A 20,258-nucleotide genomic window follows, 5' to 3' on the forward strand; every position below is an offset into this window, starting at 1 on the left:
TTGTTTCCGCCGGGCCTTTTTCCGTGCCGGCTTTCCGTTCTTTCGTTTAAAGGCCTTCCGCTTGCGGGTAAAGGGAGGAAGAAGCCGATAACAGGAGGTGTCAGAATATCATGGACAACGAACATCACAAGGCGAAGGAACGCGAGGAAGCGAAAGCGACGCAGCAGAGCCAGAAGGACGACAACCGTCAGGGTCCGCACGACCACGCCGAACAATATCCGACAGGCAACGAAAGCTTGTTCGACATGCATGAAAGCGAGATGAACGTCGATCCTCTTCCGATGGAGGATATCTCCATGGAGCAGCAGGAAGAGAAAAACAAGGACGGCACGCGCAAAAGCCGTTCTTCGAGCGACGACAAGTATAAAAGCGGTTTCTGAAGCGGGCCGCGCAGGCGCCTTGAAAGCTCGCAGGCCGCGCAGCGCTTTGGGAATCCAGAAAAACGCCCTTCCGGCATGCCGGAAGGGCGTTTTGATGCAGCGGCGCAAATGCGCCCGCAGGGGATGAAAGCAGAGACTTATGCTTCCTCGTCCAGCGCGCTGCGTTCGATATTTTCGTCCGGCACCACCGGGTGACGAACGATTTCCAACTTGCGATAGCGGCGCGGACCGCGGCGGAGCACGGTGAATTCCAGATTCTCGTACTGCCATTTATGCCCTACGATCAAGTCCGGCTTATGGCCGTACAGCCAGCCGCCGATCGTATTCAGCTCCTCGTCGTCGAGGTCGGTCATCAGAATCTCGTTGATGCGATGAATGAACACTTTGCCGTCCACGATCAGATGATCGTCCGACACCTGGACCAGTTCCGCTTCCTCCGCCGCGTCGAATTCGTCTCGGATGTCGCCGACGATCTCTTCAAGAATGTCCTCGATCGTGACCATGCCGGACGTGCCGCCGTATTCGTCGACGAGAATCGCGATATGCGTGTTCTCTTTCTGCATCTTTTTCAGCAGATCCTTGACGGCCATCGTTTCGGAGACGGACATAACCGGATGGACGAGCGAAGCGACGTCGAGGTCCGGATTTTCCTCCAGCGCCAGGAAATACTGCTTCGTGTTGATCATGCCGACGATGTTGTCTTTGCTGGAATCGGCGACCGGGAAGCGGGTGTACTGTTCCTGGAGGATAATGCGCCGGTTTTCCTCGCGGGATTTATCGAGATACAGGCAGGCCATGTCCGTACGCGGCACCATGATCTCGTTGGCCAGCATTTCGTCGAAAGCGAAGATGCGGCTGACGTAGCCGTACTCGCTCTGGTTGATTTGTCCGCCTTCGTAACTCTCGTTCAGGATGAGTCGGAGTTCTTCCTCGGAAAAAGCTTCGCCGTGCTCGCTGGCCGGCTTCATGCCGATCAGGCGGCCGATTTGGTTCGCCGAACCGTTAAGCAGCCAGATGAACGGGTACATGACTTTGTAAAATACCAGCAGCGAACCGGAGACGGCAAGCGTCACGGCTTCGGCTTTTTGGATGGCGACGGTTTTCGGGAACAGTTCGCCCACGACGACGTGCAGATACGTAATGATGACGAAAGCCAGGACGTACGACAGGATCGAAGCGACCGCCTCCGGAACGGCCGGCACCGCTTCGAAGACCGGATGCAGCAGCAGTTCCATCGTCGGTTCGCCGAGCGAACCGAGACCGAGCGCCGTGATCGTGATGCCGAGCTGGCAGGCCGACAGCGACCCGTCGAGGTTGGTGATGACTTTTTTGGCGTTGAAGGCGCGCTTGTTGCCTTCCATGATCAATTGATCGATCCGGCTGCTTCTGACTCTGATAACGGCAAACTCCGTGATGACGAAATACGCGGTGGCCGCGATCAGCAGCGCGACGAGCGTAAGGTTAATGGCAATGGTGACTCCCATGTGGACGTATGTCTCTCCCTTCGTGTATGAAACGCGTTTTTATAATGAGGAAAAACGCGTTGCGTCCACATAATTGGAGAGAAACTTGAGCGGCCGCAGCAGCATCCGTTTCAGATGAAGCAGAACCGCCCAGCCGATCAGCAGCTCTACCGCATGCAGCGGGAAAAACGGATCATAGGCGGGAGCGGGAACGGGATCGACCGGCAGGAAGCCCGACATCCACAAAAACGAAGACAAGCCGGAAGGCAGAAGACCGACGCCGGTGTCCGCGCTGTTGAGATTGTCCAGCGCCTCGTCGAGGTCGATCGGATCCGCATCTTTAAGGATGGCCGGCGACAGACACAGCACAAGGGTCAACAAAAAAATGAACAGGAAATTGCCCCCGTTTTTCACGCCGCGAAAAACGTGACGGGGCCGTCGTATTCGGTTCCGGAAGGGAAACGCCCCCTTTCTGTCGGCAAAATTTCCGTTGAATCCACGGCCGAATTTTGCGCGGAGCGCAAAAGCGCGAAACTCGGCGCAGCTAAACAAATTGTATGGATATGCTCCTTACGTGTCAAATCGACGTTCAACAAGCGCTTTTTGGTGTATATATTTTTGAAACCGACTGTACAAAAGCAAGCGGGCGCCGGATGACGGGACTTATAAAAGACCGGGCCGGAAGCCCGGATATCGGAGAGGAGTCTGCTCATGCTGTATGATTGCATCATTATCGGCGGAGGTATCGCAGGTACCCAGGCCGCTATCCAACTTGGACGCTACAGCACATACAAAGTGCTGGTGATCGATTCCGGTTACGGCCGGTCTTCGGTCTGCCACACGTATCATAATATTATCGGTTGGCCGGAAGGCGTGACCGGCGAGCATCTGCGGCGCGTAGGAAGGGAACAAGCCGAGGCGCTCGGCGTCGAGTTCGTCCAGAAAACGGTGACGGAGTCGGCGAAGGACGGAGAGAAATTCGTCGTGACCACGGGGGACGGCCAACGTTTTATCGGGCATACGGTTCTGATGGCGACCGGCATGCTGGATCGGTATCCGGAAATTCCCGGGCTGCGAAACGCGCTCGGTTACAGCGTCTATATCTGTCCGGATTGCGACGGCTACGAGATCGTGGACCGAAAAACGGTGCTGATCGGTTCCGGCGAACACGGATCGGCCATGGCGGTGCTTCTGGCGGAACGCACCCCGCATCTGACCTATGTCAATCACGAGAAGGAACCGATCGAGGAGCGGCTGCTTCAGCATTTGCGCAAGCTCGGCATCGATTACGAGGAACAGCCGGTATCCGAAGTGCGATCCGACGAGCAAAGGGACATTCAATCCGTCGTGCTGGAAGACGGACGGGTGCTTGAAGCCGAACGGGGATTCATCGCCTTCGGGGGAAACCATGTCCGTTCGGAGCTGGCGCAGCAGCTGGGCGTGACGCTGGAAGACAACCGGCATATCAAGACCGATCCGCGGACCAAAATGACGGATGTGGAAGGGGTATGGGCAGCAGGCGATATCGGACTTCATTCCGAGCTTTCCACGATCGCGATGGGAGAAGGGACGCAGGCCGCTATATGGATTCATAAAAAATTGCGCAAAATTCATAAAAGATAACCCGGAAAGGTTCATCTCCCGCTCAGGGGTTAATAATAGTGCAGCAGGTGCTACAAAGCTTTGAGGAACTCCATGATCCGCTTCGAGAAATTGACAACCGAGAGGAGAATGAACAATGAGCGACATCAGAGAACAAGAGCACGCAGTGACGAAAGACGGCGAGGTACAAACGGATAAGGTCGAACAAACGATCGATCGTATCAGTGACGACAAAAAAGACAAAATTTTACAGGACTTTGACGAGTTTAAAAAGTACCTGCATAACCGCATCAAGATCGGCGAAAGCATCGGACTGGGCGAAGAGCAGCTGGCGAAAGTCGCGGAAAAGGTAGCCGGTTACCTGGCAGCCAACGAAGAACCGCGCAACAGCGAAGAAAAACTTCTGCAGGAATTGTGGAAAGTCGGCGACGAAGATCAGCGTCACAAGCTGGCTCATCTGTTGGTTCGCCTGGCCCAGTCTTCTTAAGACCCGGTCAAGCCATAAAGAAGGACGGCTCCATCGACCGAGCGGCCGTAAAGCCGCCGGCCGATCGGAACAAAAATCGGATTCGCACCCGCATACAGCTTACAATGTACTAGAGCAGACACCGATTTTGGGAAAGCCTTCCGGAAGCATGGAAGGTTTTCCTTTTTGCGTTTCACGTAGGAATAAAGTGTATAATAAAGAAGTTAGCAAGCTTCAAAAAAAAGCCGAAGAGCGAGGTGAACGTATTGCCGATTATCGGAATCGATTTGGGAACGACGAACAGCTTGGCGTCTTATCGGACGGAGGAAGGCAGCACGCTGATTCCGAACGCGCTCGGAAACGTGCTGACGCCTTCGGTGGTCGGAGTGGACGACAACGGCGAAATTTTGGTGGGAGAGATCGCTCAGGAGCGTCTGATGACGCACCCCGAACGAACCGCCGCGCTGTTTAAACGATACATAGGCACGGACCGGCGCTATAAGCTGGGCGAGCACGAATTTTCGCCGGAGGATCTGTCCGCTTTTATTCTGCGCTCGCTTAAGCAGGATGCGGAAATTTATTTGGGCGAACCGATCGAGGAGGCGGTCATCAGCGTTCCCGCCTACTTTAACGACATACAGCGCAAAGCGACGAAACGGGCCGGGGAACTGGCGGGATTGAAAGTCGAACGGTTGATCAACGAGCCGACGGCCGCGGCGGTCGCCTACGGACTGCATCTGGAGCAGGAGGAGAGCCAATTTCTGGTCTTCGACCTCGGCGGCGGAACGTTCGACGTGTCCATCCTTGATATGTTCGAAGGCGTGATGGAAGTGAAATCGGTAGCCGGGGACGCTTTTCTCGGCGGCGAAGATTTTACCGACATGCTGATTGCGCGCTTTCTCGAACGCTTCAAACTGGACGGGGACCGAATCGACAAGAGAACGATGGCGGCGCTGCGCAAGCAGGCCGAACAGGGGAAAAGAATGCTGACGATGCAGCAGGATGCCCGCCTCGCCTGCACGGTAGACGGCGAAACGCACGAATGGACGATCGACCGCGGACTGTTCGACCATCTGTCGAAGCCGCTGTTGAACCGTCTTAGGCATCCGGTCGAACGCGCCCTTAAGGACGCTTCGCTCAGTCCCCGGGAACTGAACGAGATTATTCTGGTCGGAGGCGCGACTCGGATGCCCCTGATCTATTCGTTTGCCGCGCGCTTGTTCGGACGATTGCCCGCGGCGCGCATTCATCCCGACGAGACGATCGCGATCGGAGCCGGCATCGTCGCCGCCATGAAGGAACGCCGCGAGGAGTTGAAAGAAGTGGTGCTGACCGACGTCTGCCCGTATACGCTGGGCACGATGGTGACGGTCAAAAGCGGCGACGGCGGTTACGACAACGGACATTTTTTCCCGATTATCGAACGCCATACCGTGATCCCGGCAAGCCGGGTCGAGCGTTTCTATACGGTGAGCGACGACCAAAAAACGATTCGGATCGAAATTTATCAGGGCGAAAACCGCTTGACCCGCAACAATATCAAGCTGGGACAACTGGAAATTCCCGTACCTGCGGGCAGAGCCGGCGAACAGGCGGTAGATGTCCGTTTTACGTACGATATCAACGGTATTTTGGAAGTGGAAGTGACGACGCTGTCCACCGGCGAAACGCATCGCCTGCTTATTCGCGAAGACGGAAGCGGCATGTCGCTGGAAGAAGTCGAAAAAAGGTTTCAGGAACTTGAAGCGATCAAAATCCATCCCCGGGACAAGGCGGAAAACCGGCTTCTTCTTGCCCGCGGCGACCGCATTTACGAAGAGTCGCTCGGCAGTACGCGCACGCGGATCGCGGGAGCGCTGCGGCGTTTCGAAACGGCGCTTGGCCGACAGGACGACCGGGAAATCCGCAAGGAAGCGGGGATGCTGAAGGAGCTGCTGGAACTGGCGGAAAAGCAGCCGGAGGAGTGACATGAACATTTGGGCCATGCTTGGAATTGAACCGACGTCGGAAGTCAAAGCGATCAAGCGGGCTTACGCCCGCCGTTTGAAAGAATGTCATCCGGAAGAAAACCCCGAAAGTTTCCAGCGAATCCGACAATCCTACGAGACGGCGCTCGAAGAAGCGAAGCTGATGGCCGAACCTGATTCCGAACCCGCGCTGAGCGGCGCGGAGTTGGAACAGCTGAGAAGTTCCGAACCTGCCGCGGCCGAGCCCGGACAAGAGGCGCCCGTTACGCTGTTTATTCGCCGATGCGAGGAATTGTATGCCGATATCGCCCGAAGAATCGATCCCGCGCAGTGGCAGGAACTGCTCGACGACGAACTGTTTTGGCCGATCGAGACGCGGGAGCGAATCGGGCGCGAACTGTTCGGGTTCCTGCTGAAGCATCCTTATCTGCCGAAAGAAGTGCTGCGCCTGCTTGACGGCCATTTCGAGTGGACGGCGAGGGAGCGGCGGCTGTATGACGATTACGACAAAGCCGAAGTGAGCCTTTTCATGGAACGATTTTCGAGTTTTTGGGAACTGCGGTACGATCGACTGATCGCGGACGAGCCTTACGACTACGATGCTTTTCTCCGATTCCGCGAGCAGGCGCATTACGCGCTGGTGCTGAACGACTTGGAGCGGGCGGAAAAAGCGCTCAAGGGAGCCGCGCTTCTTCATAATCGGGAGCCCGACTGCCTGCGGCTGATCGCTTTGTTTTACATGAGGAACGATCAGCCGGAGTCCGCGCTTCAAGTGCTGGAGCAGTGGCTGAAAGACGAGCCGGACGATCCGCAAGCGCGGCTGATGCATGCGGACGCGCTGCGGCGCAGCGGCGAATGGGAAAGCGCGTTGGCCGATTATCGGACTCTCCTCTCGCTGCTTCCGGGCAGCATCCACGCGCTGAGCGGCATCGCGGCCTGCCAGGAAGAGCTCGGTCGGCTGTGGGAAGCGAAGAAGGTTTATGAAGAACTCTCCGTACGCTATCCGGAAGATTTGGACGCCCAGATTCGCCTGCTGCTGCTCAACGACAGATTGGCGAACGAGTTGGCCGAAAGTTCCGAGGACGAGCGGTCCGGGACGCAGACGCTGGCCGAATTGTATTTGGATACCGGGCGGGAGCGGGAATGCGCCGAACTGCTGCTGGAGGCGGAGAAGAGCCAGGAACCGAATGCGGATTTGAATTTTTTGCTGGGCAAGGCGCTGGGCAAGCTGGAACGCTACGCGGAAAGCGAGGAGCGGCTGACGCGCGCGGTCGGTCAGCTGGAAGACAATCCGTTGAAAAGGGCGGACGTGCTCAAGCTGCGGGGATTGATCCGTATCGCGCTCGAACGTTTCGAAGAAGCGAGGGAGGATCTCAAGCGGGTACTGCTGCTCCAGCCTTCCGATCCCGAAGCGCTGTACCGGTTCGGCGAATCGCTCCGTATGGAAGGGCGTTACGAGGAAGCGCTGCAGCTGCTGAATCATGCTTTGGAACTGGCGTCCAATTGGTATTATCACTCGGCGAGAGGCGACTGCTTCTATTCGCTTCGGCGTTATCCGGAAGCGCTGCTGGATTATTTGAGGGTAATCCAGTATGATCGCGGATTGACCGAAGCCTGGTTCCGCGCCGGTTACTGCTTCCTGCGGATCGGCGACTACGCCCATGCGCTGGAGTACTTCGCCGAAGCCCGCCGGCGCGGATTTCCGGAAGCGGTGCTGCTGCTGATGGCCGAGGCACATTTTCGGTCGGGCGATTCGGACGCCGCCGCCGAACTGGCTGACGCGTATGCCGCGCGGTACCCGAACGATCAGCTGAGCCGCGTGATCGCCGGAGATCTCGACCGGGCGTCGGGGCGTCCGGAACAGGCGCTGGAACGTTACCGGGAAGCGGCCCGGTTGTCGCCGGGCGACTATCTGCCTGCCCGTCTGGCTGCCGAGATGCTGCTGAGGCTCAATCGCGACCGGGAAGCGTACGGAGAGCTGGAACGGCTGGTCGAACGGCACCCGAATCGGGGCTGGGCTCATCTTCAGCGTATTCGCCTGCTGATCGAGGACAGGCGCTGGGAGGAAGCGGAATCGGCGATTGTCCTCTATACGGAGCGGATCGCGCCGAAAGAACAGGATCCGATCGTGCTGCTCTACGGCGGTTACATTCTGTTTCGGCTGAATGAGCACGAACAGGCGATCGAATTTCTGGAGGCCGCCTGCAAGGTGGGGATGCGGCGCGAATCGGAAGAATATCTGATCCGCTGCTATGCGGCGCTTGGCCGTTACGATCGTGCGGAAGCGCTTGCTTCCGAGGCGCTCGCCGCGGATGCCGGACGTCCGAGGCTGGCCGAGATCGGACGCGCATTGGAGCGGCGTTCCGACCGCAAATGGAAATGGTTCGGCCGTCCGAGAGAAGTCGAACTGCCGGAAGCGGAAGCCCATCCCGCTCTCCCGCAGCCTGCGGGCGATCCGCTCCCGGATTTTCACGGAGTCTAACGGCATCGGACGGACTCGGCAAGTTCAAGAGAGGGGCTGACAAGTATGGATACGCTGCGTATGCGGGAAACGGACGAACGCAGCCTGCGCGCGTTCGCGATCGGAGCCGTGCTGTTTCAAATGAACGGCCTGCTTGAAGAAACCGGCTTTGCATGGCCGGCTTCCCGAAGGGACGAACTGCGCAAGCTGCTGGCCCATACCTGGTCGGTCAAGGACGAGGATACGCTGGAGCGCCACCTGAACTGGTTATGGGAAGAAGGCGGACAGGCTTCGTATCGCAAAACCGAGATGTTTTTGAGCGCGTTGTCCTTCCGCGATCGGGAGCGCTACTTCGAGCAGCTGCAAGGAAATGCCGCGCTGTTCAATCACGCGCGGTTGGTTCAAATGTACAGCGGCAAGCTTCCGCGGGCGGGAATTGCGGCCTGGGATCTCGGGCAGTATGTGTTTATTTGTCGTACCGCGCACTCCGCGGGTTGGCTGGAAGCCGGGCGCTCGCTGGAATTGGCCGCGGCAGCCGCACGGCGGGCCCAGCGAATATACCGGGACTGGACGGAGTTCGCGGCGGCTTACCTGGCGGGGCGGCAGATTTGGACCAACCAACCTTCCGCCGAAGCCGCGAAGCCTTACGTCGACTGTGTGTCGAAGCTGCTGACCCACCCCAACAGCCTGTGGCAACGGTTAGACTGGGAGATGCCGCTGGGAACCGAGAGCGGCCCGGGAAACACTTCGGATTTGCAAAATCCGCTTGGCCGGCTTCAAAAAGAAGAATAAAAACTTGACTCCTTATCCGGACTGATATATAGTTTATTACGAAAAGTTATTAAAAATATTTTCGTGACCTGGTGAGGAGGAGTTTTACAGTGGCAAAAGAATTTTTCGAAGCGCTCAAATCCAGACGTTCCATCTACGGGATCGGCAAAGACGTAGCGGTGGACGACGCCAAAATCCAGAAAATCGTGGAAGATGCGGTGAAATATACGCCGACTTCGTTCAACTCGCAGACTTCCCGCGCGGTCGTCCTGTTCGGCGAACAGCATGACCGGCTGTGGGACATCACGCTGGCCGAGCTGAAAAAAGTGGCGGTATCCGAAGAAGCTTTCGCGGCTACGACCGACAAAATCAATTCGTTCAAGAGCGGTTACGGCACGGTACTGTTTTTCGAAGACCAGGATATCGTAAAGAACCTGCAGAATCAATTTGCGCTGTATGCGGACAACTTCCCGATCTGGGCCGATCAGTCCTCGGGCATGCTGCAGCTCGTCGTATGGACCGCTCTGAACGACGCGGGCCTGGGCGCCACGCTTCAGCACTATAACCCGCTGATCGACGCCGGAGTTCAGGAAGCCTGGAACCTGCCTTCCAGCTGGCTGCTGAGAGCTCAAATGCCTTTCGGCAATCCGACCGTCGAAGCCGGAGAGAAAACGTACCAGCCGATCGAAGAACGCGTAAAGGTTTTTAAATAATCATCGCGGACGTTCGAGAGTGACGAACATTTTCCCGAACCCGCCCGAGAGCGAGACGGCCCAGCCGTTTCGCTCTTTTTGTGCGCAGTTTACCGGCTCTCTTTCTTGTATCCTCTTTCAATTAAGTCAATTTTGTAAGAACATCTTTATCGAATCGACACCCTTTGTTTAATACCAGGTCCTATAATACAAACATAAAGGAAATTTGCAAAAAGAGTTTTTGCAAGCAAGCTTTCGGGTAATAGAGACTACCGACAACTTGCACAACAGTGACCTCTGAAAGGGGAGAGCAACTATGAAAAAAACAACATTCGGCATGATCGGTACGGGCATTCTGGCCTTTATGATCGGATTCGGGTATTTCCCCGCTTCCAACATTATGACTCCGGCTTCTGCCGCTCCTGCAGAACAAACCCTGACGCAAAGCCAAGAAACTCCTACTGAAGCATCGGAACAAACATATACGGTATTCATCAACTCGGTTGAAAAAGACGCAAACGGCACCGTGCAGATGGATACGGACCGCATCGGCTGGTACACCGGAGAAGCGGCCGACAAGCTGTTTCTGGAAGCTAACCCGGATGCTGTCGAAGAGCTGGGAGGAGCACCTGACGGCTACTATATCGTCAATAACGATTTGACGGAAGTTCGGCTGCCGGTCGCCCCTGACGCCGAGGTGCTGATGCAGCTGTACGACCATACCGGCAACTACGAAGACATGCAGATCAACTGGAACGAGGCGATCAGCCTGGATAAATTCGACGCCCAATACAACAATCCGCTCGGATTGCTCGACCTGAGCGCTTTCCCGTATCATATTACGGTGAAGGACGGCGTCATCGTGAAGATCGTGCAGCAGTATCTTCCTTAAGCAATTGGAGATAAGAAAATCCGACAGGGCTTACGCCCCGTCGGATTTTTATTTTTCGCCACACATTTAATCGCTTTCAAATCGGGTAATCAGAAATTGAGATTTACAGCTTTCGCGATTTCTTATATAGTCAACTCGATAAGAGTTCAACCCGAATGGCTGGAGGCGTATAGAGATGTCATCAAAAGTCAAAATCGCGGGCTGCGCGCTGTTGGTCATTCTGTTCGAGGCGGCCGGAGTACGCTCCTTCCTGTACCCGGACTACGTGCAGGCCTTCTTGTACGTCGGAGCGGGCACCGTGCTTGCCGCTTCGGTCGTGCGCGGGAGAGTTTGACTTCTCGCGCAAGCGGGAAATCGCAAACAGAACGGCAAGGCCAAACGATGCTTTTCGTCCGTGCGGATGAAAAGCATTTTTATATTTTCGTAAATTTTCTTTACAGGTGTCTTTACATGTAAGCGCGGAACGGATAGACTGTGAAACAGACTCGAAAGAGATCCCGGCGCGTGCGTCAGGGGAGAAACGGCAAGCCGCTTCGTCGAGTTTGAGCGCGAATTCACAATTTTTGAGCGGAAGGTCATGTGAAGCGGGTTCGTTTCGACGAAGCAGACAAAGCCTTTGCCCCGATGCCAGTCACGGAGTTCGCACGTTCCGAATGGAATGATGCCTTCCGATGGCCGCGCCCACCAAGAGGAAATGGGGAGAAAAAGAATGGGAAATGTAAAGGTGCTCAGCAAGCCGAAACGGAGAAGCCTGCTGGCAAGCGTGGGCATGAGCTGGTTGTTCGATGCGATGGATGTGGCGTTGATTTCGTTCGTCGCCGCGGCGCTCGCGCTGGAATGGTCGCTCGGACCGCAGCAGTTGGGAGTTCTGACCGCGATCAACTCGGTCGGCATGGCGGTAGGAGCCGCCTGCGCCGGCATTCTCGCAGACCGATTCGGACGAAAGTCCGTCCTTCTCTGGACGCTGTTGATCTTCTCTGTAGCGAGCGGTTTATCCGCCGTCGCAACCGGTTTTATTATGCTGTGCGTGCTTCGATTCGTTTCGGGATTCGGCCTCGGCGGAGAACTGCCGGTCGCGTCCACGCTCGTATCGGAATCGGTACCCGCCAACGAACGCGGGCGTACCGTGGTCCTGCTTGAAAGCTTCTGGGCGGGAGGATGGATCGCCGCCGCGCTGATCGCTTACTTCATCATTCCGCACTTCGAATCCGGCTGGCGAATCGCTTTTGCGCTAGGGGCGCTGCCTGCGCTGTATGCGCTGTATCTGCGAAGAAAAATCGACGACTCGCCGCGTTTCGTTTCGCAGAAGAAAAAAGCGGAGAAGCTCGGCGTTCGGCAGCGCTTCGCCCAGGTCTGGGCGCCGGAGCACCGCAAGACGACGATCATGCTCTGGATTCTCTGGTTTACGGTCGTGTTCTCTTACTACGGCATGTTCTTGTGGCTGCCGCAGGTCATGGTCTATAAGGATTACAGCCTGACCAAGAGCTTCGAATACGTGCTGATCATGACGCTGGCGCAGCTTCCGGGTTACTTCACCGCCGCTTACTTTATCGAAAAGTTCGGCCGCAAGTTCGTTTTGGTCGTCTATCTGGTGCTGACTGCCGCAAGCGCGATCTGGTTCGGTCTCGCGACGACGACGCCGTCGCTGATCGCAGCCGGCATCTGCCTCTCCTTCTTCAACCTGGGAGCCTGGGGCGGTCTTTACGCTTATACTCCCGAACATTATCCGACAAGCGTTCGCACGACGGGAGCCGGCCTCGCCGCTTCGTTCGGCCGGGTAGGCGGCATTATCGCTCCTTTCCTCGTCGGGTTCCTGATTTCGCAGGGAGTTGCGCTTACCGCGATCTTCACTATGTTCTGCGTCATGATTCTGATCGGCGCGGCCGCCGTAGCTTTCCTGGGAAAAGAAACCAAAGGCACGGAATTGGCGGAATAGCGCGGACAGGGCGAGTATCGCCCGCTTCTTCCGGTGCTGACGGCCCGGCCCCTTCTGGGGTCGGGCTTTTTTGCCGTTTTTAGGACAATAGGCTGCAGGACAAAGCGGCTTTGGCCTCAATTATTTTTTCCATTTTTATGGTATTTTTGAAGAGGACTGTCGTTGAGAGGGTAATAATGGAGGGAAGATCATCCAAAAAAAGCATTGGAGGGGAATTCATGTACAACCGTTCGTTTAGAAAAGGGCTGTGTCTTATGCTGGCCTGCCTGCTGGTAGCCGCACTGGCCTCATGGGCGGGCGCGGGAAACCGGGCATCCGCGAAGGAAGCGTCCAAGCAAGCCGCCCAAAAAACGACGAAGCAAAAGACGGCGCAATCGGCCGCGGCCGTTCGGACCGCTCAATCGGCCTCCGCTTCCACTTTTGTCGGGAAGCACGGACAGCTGGCGGTCAAAAACGGGAAATTGATCGACGCCTCGGGAAATCCCGTGCAGTTGAAAGGAATGAGCTCCCACGGCATTCAATGGTTCGGAGGCTATGTCAACAAGGAGAGCATGAAGTGGCTGCGCGACGATTGGGGACTGAACGTGTTCCGGGTGGCGATGTATACGGAAGCGGACGGTTATATCTCGAATCCCGCCCTGAAAAATAAAGTCAAAGAAGCGGTGGACGCCGCTGTCGAACTGGGCATCTACGTGATCGTCGATTGGCATATTTTGTCCGACGGCGATCCGAACAAATACAAGACCCAGTCGAAAGCGTTCTTTAAAGAAATGGCCCAGACTTACGGCGATACGCCGAACATCATCTATGAAATCGCGAACGAACCGAACGGAAACGTGAACTGGCAGAACCAGATCAAGCCTTACGCGGAGGAGGTCATTGCGACTATTCGCGCGGAAGATCCCGATAACCCGATCATCGTCGGAACGGGAACCTGGAGCCAGGACATTCAAGATGCGGCGGCGTCGCCTCTCAAAGCTTCCAATGTCCTGTATGCCGTGCACTTCTATGCGGGAACGCACGGAGCCTGGCTGCGGGATCGGATCGATGCCGCCATGAACAAAGGGCTGGCGGTATTCGTGAGCGAATGGGGAACGAGCGACGCTTCGGGCAATGGCGGACCTTTCCTGGCGCCTTCCAAGGAATGGACGGACTTTATGGCCGACCGCGGCATCAGCTGGGCGAACTGGTCGCTGTCGGACAAGCAGGAAGCCTCGGCGGCTCTGGCTCCGGGCGCGAGCTTGACGGGGGGCTGGACGCAATCGCAGCTCAGCGAGTCGGGCAGATTCGTGCGCGAACAGATGCGGGCCGGCTATTCCGCTCCGGGAGGCGCGACGCCGGTTCAAGTTCCCGGTCAAGTCCAAGGATTGACAGCGCAAGCCGGCAGTTCGAAGGTGACGCTGAAATGGAACGCGCTATCGGGCGCGGACAGCTACATCGTCAAGCGCGCGGCGGGCGGAGGCACGTATTCGATTTTGCAAAAAGGAATCACTCAGCCGAGCTTTACCGACTCGGCGGCGGTCAACGGGACTTCGTATCGGTACAAGGTGAGCGCCGTCAACGCGAAAGGGGCGGGAGCCGATTCGGCGGAAGTGTCGGCCAAGCCTTCCGCGTCCGTCACGCCGCCGACGACTCCGCCTTCCACGGGCGGCAGCGGCGATTTGAAACTGCTGTATCGCACCATGGACAGCAACTCTGCGGACAACGCGCTGCGTCCCATTTTCAATATTCGCAATACGGGCTCTTCGGCAGTGGATCTGAAAAACGTCAAGATTCGCTACTACTATACGAATGAAGGCGGAGTCGGACAAAATTACTTCTGCGATTGGGCCCAGGTCGGCTCGGCGAACGTAAAAGGGACCTTCGGCCGTACGTCCGGTTCGCCGGCCGGAGCGACCGATTACCTCGAATTGAGCTTTGCTTCCGGCTCGGTGCCCGCAGGCGGGGAAAGCGGCGAAATTCAGTCGCGCGTCCACAAAGCGGACTGGAGCAATTACGACGAAACGGACGATTACTCCTACAAAGCGGGGCAATCGGAATTCGCGGAATGGAATCGGGTAGCGTTGTACGTGAACGGCCAACTTGTTTACGGCATCGAACCGTAAATCCGGTCTGCATGCATCGGATAGAAAGCTAACCTTCTCTGGCATTTTTGCAACAATCCGGTATCCGCGTTAAAATGTAAAAGTGGATTCCCGGCACGGAACGACTGCCGAAAAGGCGCGGAAGCGAGCGGACTGCACAGTTCGGGCGCTGTCCGCGCCTTATTTTGCGAGAAGGAGTGGAGACGATGACCGAGAAAGTGTGGACAAGAGCGGAGGTTCCCGAAGAATCTACCTGGAATCTGGAACATCTCTTCCTGACCGAAGAGGACTGGAACCAAGAACTCGAGCTCGTCGCGGGAAGCGCGGGCGAAGTGACGAAATTCAAAGGACGCCTCGGCGAAGGCGCTGCCGTACTGCTGGAATGCCTGAACGCGCAGGAAGCGGTCATCGAACGGGCGCGCAAGGTAGGCGCTTATGCGCATCTGCGTCAGACGGAAGACGGAACGAATCCGGACAATCAGGCCCGTTCGGCGAAATCGGGCGATGCGCTGACGAAGCTTTCGTCGGAGTTCACCTTTATCGACTCGGAAATACTGGAACTCGAAGACGGGACGATCGAACGGTATTTGCGGGAAGAGCCGGGGCTGGCGGATTTTGAACGCAGCTTAAAACTTCTGCTTCAGCAAAAGCCGCACAGCCTGTCGCCGGAAACGGAAAAAGTGCTCGCTTCCTTGTCCGAAGTGCACGGCGCGCCGTACCGTACATATTTGCGGGGCAAGCTGGCCGACATGACGTTCGAACCCGTCGAAGTGGACGGACGCAGTTATCCCGTATCGTTCGCCTCGTACGAAACCGATTACGAGATGAACGCGAATACCGAACTGCGCCGCTCTTCCTTTGCTTCGTTCAGCCGCGGGCTGCATGCTTACCGCAACACGTTCGCGGAAGCGTACGCGGCCGAGGTGAAGCGTCAGGTCGTCATGTCGCGCCTGCGCGGCTACGATTCCGTGACGGAGATGCTGCTGCGTCCTCAGCAGGTCACGGAAGAGATGTACGGCGCGATTCTCGACACGATCCAGACGGAACTTGCGCCGCATATGCGCAAGTACGCCGAATTGAAAAAGAAAGTGCTCGGGCTGGACACGATGTATTACTGCGATCTCAAAGCGCCGCTCGATCCGGAATACAGCCCGTCGATCACTTATGAAGAAGCCTGCAAAACGGTTCAGGAATCGCTGAGCGTGCTCGGCGAAGAATACGGGGAGATCGTCGAAGCGGCCTTCACGCAGCGGTGGGTCGATTACGCGACCAACGTGGGCAAGTCGACCGGCGCGTTCTGCTCCTCGATCTACGGTTCGCATTCCTATATCTTGATCTCCTGGTCCGACAATATGCGCGGGGCGTTCACGCTGGCGCACGAAGTCGGTCACGCGGGCCATCTGATGCTGGCCGAACGCTATCAGCGCATGACCAACGCTCGTCCTTCGCTGTATTTCATCGAAGCGCCGTCGACGATGAACGAACTGCTGCTGGCCGAACATCTGCGGTCGCGGTCCGAAGACAAGCGCCTGCGCCGCTGGGTGATCATGCAGCTGCTGAATACGTATTATCATAACTTCGTCACGCACCTGCTGGAAGGCGAGCTGCAGCGCCGCGTTTACGACCGCGCCATGAACGACCAGGCGATTACGGCCAAAGTGTTGAGCGAGCTGAAAGGCGAAGTGCTTTCCGGCTTCTGGGGAGATACGCTGGAGATGACGGAAGACGCAAAGCTTACCTGGATGCGTCAGCCTCATTATTATATGGGTCTGTATCCGTACACCTACTCGGCGGGGTTGACCTTGTCTACGGCCATGATGAAGGTCATCCGCGAAGAAGGGCAGCCGGCGATCGACCGTTGGTTGGACACGCTGAGAGCCGGCGGTTCCAAAACGCCGCTCGAATTGGCACGGATGGCGGGCGTCGAAATGTCCGACCCGTCGACGATCCGCAGCGCGGTCGACTATGTCGGTTCGCTCGTCGACGAGCTGTGCGAACTGTTCGAGGAAGAAACGACCGACTGATCGAAGGCTGATCGAATCGACCGACGATGAATATCCGAATGAAGAAGGATAACGCTGAAAACAAGCGTTATCCTTTTTTCTTTGTTATGTAAAATTTCTGAAAACCAATTGACTTTGTTAAATTTTTTTGTTTTAGTTATATAGACCGATCGTTATAATCTATGGGGGGAAGCCGATTGTCCGTGAAAAAAAACACCCGGGATGCGATATTGGAGACGGCGGGCCGCCTCTTTTTCACGCAGGGTTATCATGCCACCGGGCTTAACCAGATCGTAAAAGAAAGCGAAGCGCCAAAAGGTTCTCTTTATTATTACTTTCAGGGCGGGAAGGAAGAACTCGCGCTCGAATGCATCCAGCGAATCGGCAGCGACGTCGCAAGCATGTTTTGGGATAAGTTGAACGATTATGAAAACGCGGCCGAAGGCCTGCCGGTGCTGATGACCGAACTGGCCGAAGAAATGGAAAAGAAAGATTTCGAAAACTTCATGCCGTTCAGCTTCTGGGCCGCGGTCGAAACGTCCTGCGTCAGCACGCCGCTGCGCCAAGCCTGCACGGATGTATTCCACAGTTGGCAGAAAGTTTTGGCCGACAAGTTGGAATCGGACGGAGTGGAGAGGGAAAACGCGGAAGCACTCGGCATGATGCTGATTACGATGATGGAAGGCACGCTGATCGTAGCGACGACGACCAAGGACGTGAGCCCGCTGTTGACGGCGGCCAAGTACGTTCCCGATTTGATCAAACAGCATTCCCGGCGATAACCGCTGCTTGCGGGAACGGGATGCGTTGATATATAAAACCTTAGCAAGTTCCATAGGAGGGACAATAGAGTGGAAGTTACCGCACAAAGCAACACTCCGTCGGCGGCGGCCGGAAAAGATATAAAGGTCGTACCGATTCTGACGGCACTGCTGCTCAGCGCCTTCATCGGCATGTTCAGCGAAACGGCGCTCAACGTCGCGCTGACGCAGCTGATGCAGGATCTCTCCGTCACGCCGGCCACGATTCAATGGCTGACGACCGGCTATCTGCTCGTGCTCGGCATTTTGGTTCCGGTATCGGGACTGCTGCTGCAGCGTTTTACGACGCGCCAGCTGTTTATTACGGCACTCGGCTTTCTGATTTCGGGTACATTGATCGCGGCACTGGCATCGGTGTTCGAAGTGCTGCTGATCGGACGCGTCGTACAGGCCGTCGGTACCGCGCTTCTGATTCCGCTGATGTTCAACACGATTCTCGTCGTCATTCCGCCGGAACGCCGCGGCGCGGCGATGGGCTTGATCGGCCTCATCATTATGAGCGCTCCGGCCGTCGGCCCGACTATCTCAGGCTTGATCGTGCAGAATTTGACTTGGAACTGGATTTTCTGGATCAGTCTGCCGTTCCTCGTATTCGCGCTGGTCTTCGGTTTTGTTTACATGCAAAACATTTCGGAGACGACCCGGCCGAAATTTGATATTTTGTCGATCCTGCTGTCTTCGATCGGCTTCGGCGGCATCGTATTCGGCTTCAGCAGCGCCGGCGAAGGCGCGGGAGAAGCCGGCGGCGGCTGGGAAAGCCCTCGCGTTATCATCGCGATCGCCGTAGGCGTCGTGGCGCTGGTGCTGTTCAGCTGGCGTCAGCTGAAAATGGCCAAGCCGATCATCAACCTGCGGGTCTTCAAGTACCCGATGTTCACGCTGGGTCTGCTGATGGTCTTCATCGCGATGATGATCATCCTGTCCTCGATGCTGCTCATGCCGATGTATCTGCAGCGCGGACTGCTGCTGACGACGTTCGTCACCGGCCTGATCATGCTGCCGGGCGGCCTGATCAACGGCGCCATGTCGCTGGTCACCGGACGTCTGTTCGACAAATACGGTCCGAAATGGCTCGTTATCTTCGGTCTTATCATCGCGGCCGTCACGCTCTGGTTCTTCTCGGGCATTACGACGACTTCGTCGGTCGTCCTGATCATCATCCTGCACAGCTTCTTGATGATCGGCATCTCGATGGTCATGATGCCGGCGCAGACCAACGGTCTGAATCAATTGCCGCCGGAATATTATCCGGACGGCACGGCGATCATGAACACGCTGCAGCAGGTTGCCGGCGCGATCGGTACCGCTCTGGCCGTCAGCCTGCTGACGACCCGCCAGGCCGCTTATATGCAGTCCCATCCGGGCGACCCGACGGATACCGGCTATTTCGCTCAGGCGATGACGGTCGGCGTCAGCGGCGCGTTCAAGATGGCGGCCGGCATGGCTGTCATCGGCCTGATCGTGGCGTTCTTCATCAAGCGCGTCAATGTAAGCCGCACTAAAGGCGAGGCCCAATCGGAGCATCTGCCGCACTAAGAACAGAGCTTCGGTTCCCGTTAGTCGGGGCCGACGATTGCGGGAGCGAAGACGCTCCCGACCGAGAATGCCATAAAGAACCGGAGTCCCGGCTTCTCGGCGGCTTCTCCGAATAAAAAGACCGTGACCGCGAAATTTCTGCGGTCACGGTCTTTTTTGCTTTATCCGTCGAAAGGCAAAGCCGTCCTTCAACGGCCGAAACGGCTGAAGCCGCCGGCCTTACCCGTGTTTAAAAGCGATCGAAAGTCACGAATTCGGAGACCGGCTTGCGGTAGCCGCGCGGCCGGCGTTTGTCCGCGTCTTCCTTGCCGATCGCGATCAGCATGACCGGCGTCAGATTTTCCGGCGCTCCGACCGCTTCGCGTACGGCCTGCGGATCGAAGCCGATCATCGGGCAGGTATCCCAGCCTTTGTCCTTGGCGATCAGCATAAGCATCATGGCGGACAGGCTTGCGTTGCGGATCGCTTCTTCGCGCTGAAAATCTGCGCCTCGCGTTTCGTAAAATTCGGTCACGTCGCGTACCGTGGTCTCGAATTCGAAGCGATCGATGATACCCAGCGAGAGGAAGCCCTCGTTCATTTCGGCAATATGCGTATAAGCCTGCGTGTCGCCGAATACGGCAATGACGGCGGAAGCCAGCTTGATTTTGTATTGGCCGCCGGAGGCTTGGTAAATTCGCTCTTTGACGTCTTCATCCGTGACGGCCGCGTAGCGGGTGTGCTGAAGATTGAACGCCGACGGAGCCAGCTTGACGAGTTCGAATATTTCGCTTAGCTCCTGCTGCGAGATCGGCGTATCGGGCAAAAATTTGATGGCGGAATGGCGGCTTTTCACAAGGGAGGTCAGATCCTGCATATGGGGACACCTACGTTTCTGTTTATTTTAGGGTAAGGAGCAGTTGTCTGCTCGCTATGTATCTTTAGAATAATAACTTTATAAAAGTAAGTCAATGACTTTTAAGAAATTTCACATTTGAGAGCGCTCTTCGAATAAGACTTCGCGACAAAAAAGGCCGTCCCTCTGGGACGGCCTCAACGTGTCGAGAAAGTTCAACGTGACAAGAAGCAAGAAGACGGAGAGAGAAATTCAGTGAAGGAACGACAGTGTTCGCCTTTGAAATCGAGAAAATTCCATCAAAATTCAATCCTTTTTCTCGATTTCAACACGCGACCGGAACGAATTT

17 protein-coding genes are annotated in these 20,258 nt (G+C 56.4%); 14 read left to right on the plus strand and 3 right to left on the minus strand.

The window, feature by feature from the left end; translation table 11 throughout:
* Positions 1–110: 110 nt before the first annotated feature.
* Positions 111–380 (plus strand): hypothetical protein, encoded by a 270-nt coding sequence (locus tag GYN08_RS23335; protein WP_166280189.1) that lies wholly within the window; start codon positions 111–113, stop codon positions 378–380.
* 137 nt (positions 381–517) lie between these two features.
* On the opposite strand, the gene GYN08_RS23340 is transcribed toward GYN08_RS23335, so the two are convergent.
* Both GYN08_RS23340 and GYN08_RS23345 read right to left on the minus strand, forming a co-directional pair.
* A complete protein-coding gene (locus tag GYN08_RS23340) occupies positions 518–1,864 on the minus strand; it encodes a hemolysin family protein (RefSeq protein WP_166280192.1) in 1,347 nt (448 codons plus the stop codon).
* A gap of 39 nt (positions 1,865–1,903) precedes the next feature.
* Positions 1,904–2,257 carry a hypothetical protein gene (locus GYN08_RS23345; protein ID WP_166280195.1) on the minus strand — a complete coding sequence of 118 codons (354 nt, stop codon included), beginning with the start codon at positions 2,255–2,257 and terminating at the stop codon, positions 1,904–1,906.
* Positions 2,258–2,554: 297 nt separating this feature from the next.
* Here GYN08_RS23345 and GYN08_RS23350 point away from each other — a divergent pair, with 297 nt between their 5' ends.
* The 13 genes from GYN08_RS23350 (at position 2,555) to GYN08_RS23410 (ending at position 19,074) form a co-directional block, all read left to right on the plus strand.
* Positions 2,555–3,466, plus strand: a complete 912-nt coding sequence (locus GYN08_RS23350) for an NAD(P)/FAD-dependent oxidoreductase (protein ID WP_166280198.1) — start codon at positions 2,555–2,557, stop codon at positions 3,464–3,466.
* 124 nt (positions 3,467–3,590) lie between these two features.
* Positions 3,591–3,932 (plus strand): DUF3243 domain-containing protein, encoded by a 342-nt coding sequence (locus tag GYN08_RS23355; protein WP_166280233.1) that lies wholly within the window; start codon positions 3,591–3,593, stop codon positions 3,930–3,932.
* A 245-nt stretch (positions 3,933–4,177) separates the two neighbouring features.
* On the plus strand, positions 4,178–5,878 hold the full coding sequence (locus GYN08_RS23360) for a molecular chaperone HscC (protein ID WP_166280201.1): 1,701 nt from the start codon (positions 4,178–4,180) through the stop codon (positions 5,876–5,878).
* A gap of 1 nt (position 5,879) precedes the next feature.
* Entirely contained in the window at positions 5,880–8,360 is a 2,481-nt protein-coding gene (locus GYN08_RS23365) for a tetratricopeptide repeat protein (protein ID WP_166280204.1), read from the plus strand.
* Positions 8,361–8,405: 45 nt separating this feature from the next.
* Positions 8,406–9,131, plus strand: a complete 726-nt coding sequence (locus GYN08_RS23370) for a DUF1266 domain-containing protein (protein ID WP_166280206.1) — start codon at positions 8,406–8,408, stop codon at positions 9,129–9,131.
* An 89-nt stretch (positions 9,132–9,220) separates the two neighbouring features.
* Positions 9,221–9,823, plus strand: a complete 603-nt coding sequence (locus GYN08_RS23375; RefSeq protein WP_166280209.1) for a nitroreductase family protein — start codon at positions 9,221–9,223, stop codon at positions 9,821–9,823.
* Between the two features lie 295 nt (positions 9,824–10,118).
* Positions 10,119–10,694, plus strand: a complete 576-nt coding sequence (locus tag GYN08_RS23380) for a hypothetical protein (RefSeq protein WP_166280212.1) — start codon at positions 10,119–10,121, stop codon at positions 10,692–10,694.
* Between the two features lie 175 nt (positions 10,695–10,869).
* Positions 10,870–11,028: a hypothetical protein gene (locus GYN08_RS23385; protein ID WP_166280215.1), complete on the plus strand. Its 159-nt coding sequence runs from the start codon at positions 10,870–10,872 to the stop codon at positions 11,026–11,028.
* A 375-nt stretch (positions 11,029–11,403) separates the two neighbouring features.
* Positions 11,404–12,630, plus strand: a complete 1,227-nt coding sequence (locus GYN08_RS23390; RefSeq protein ID WP_166280218.1) for an MFS transporter — start codon at positions 11,404–11,406, stop codon at positions 12,628–12,630.
* 218 nt (positions 12,631–12,848) lie between these two features.
* A complete protein-coding gene (locus GYN08_RS24115) occupies positions 12,849–14,735 on the plus strand; it encodes a cellulase family glycosylhydrolase (RefSeq protein ID WP_206023908.1) in 1,887 nt (628 codons plus the stop codon).
* A gap of 185 nt (positions 14,736–14,920) precedes the next feature.
* The gene (gene pepF / locus GYN08_RS23400; RefSeq protein WP_166280221.1) at positions 14,921–16,738 is read left to right on the plus strand and encodes an oligoendopeptidase F; all 1,818 of its coding nucleotides are present in this window, start codon (positions 14,921–14,923) and stop codon (positions 16,736–16,738) included.
* A 182-nt stretch (positions 16,739–16,920) separates the two neighbouring features.
* A complete protein-coding gene (locus GYN08_RS23405; RefSeq protein WP_328803015.1) occupies positions 16,921–17,499 on the plus strand; it encodes a TetR/AcrR family transcriptional regulator in 579 nt (192 codons plus the stop codon).
* A gap of 120 nt (positions 17,500–17,619) precedes the next feature.
* A complete protein-coding gene (locus tag GYN08_RS23410; RefSeq protein ID WP_328803016.1) occupies positions 17,620–19,074 on the plus strand; it encodes a DHA2 family efflux MFS transporter permease subunit in 1,455 nt (484 codons plus the stop codon).
* A gap of 229 nt (positions 19,075–19,303) precedes the next feature.
* On the opposite strand, the gene GYN08_RS23415 is transcribed toward GYN08_RS23410, so the two are convergent.
* Positions 19,304–19,930, minus strand: a complete 627-nt coding sequence (locus GYN08_RS23415) for a nitroreductase family protein (protein WP_166280230.1) — start codon at positions 19,928–19,930, stop codon at positions 19,304–19,306.
* Between the last annotated feature and the right edge of the window lie 328 nt (positions 19,931–20,258).

It is taken from the genome of Saccharibacillus alkalitolerans (assembly GCF_011090185.1).
GTDB lineage: Bacteria > Bacillota > Bacilli > Paenibacillales > Paenibacillaceae > Saccharibacillus > Saccharibacillus alkalitolerans.